Raw genomic sequence first — 403 nt, forward strand, 5'->3', positions numbered from 1 at the left:
CCGCAACGTCACCGCCTACCCCCTCTCCCGCTTCTCCCGCGGCGGCTGGCTCGACCGCCGGCGGGAACGGGCCGCCGCCCAGCAGGCCACCCGCGCCCTCTCCCTGCGGCCCGACAACCCCGACACCCCCGTCCGGAACCTGTCCGGCGGGAACCAGCAGAAGGCGGTGCTCGCCCGCTGGCTCCTGCGGGACTGCCGGATCCTGCTGCTCGACGAGCCGACCCGCGGCGTGGACGTCGGCGCCCGCGCCGAGCTCTACGCGGTCATCCGGCAACTGGCCGACGACGGCCTCGCCGTCCTCCTCGTGTCCAGCGAGGTACCCGAAGTCCTCGGGCTCGCAGACCGCGTCCTGGTACTGCGCGAGGGCACCGTCGTACAGACCTGCGACGCCCGGGAGCTCGAT

Annotated in this window: 1 protein-coding gene; it reads left to right on the forward strand. The window is 74.4% G+C overall.

What is annotated here, in order from left to right; genetic code table 11:
• Positions 1-403, forward strand: a 403-nt coding sequence (locus G3I71_RS49200) for an ATP-binding cassette domain-containing protein (protein ID WP_164325499.1), incomplete at both ends; no start/stop codon positions are given.

Origin of the sequence: Streptomyces sp. SID12501 (genome assembly GCF_010550245.1) — a bacterium.
Taxonomy (GTDB): domain Bacteria; phylum Actinomycetota; class Actinomycetes; order Streptomycetales; family Streptomycetaceae; genus Streptomyces.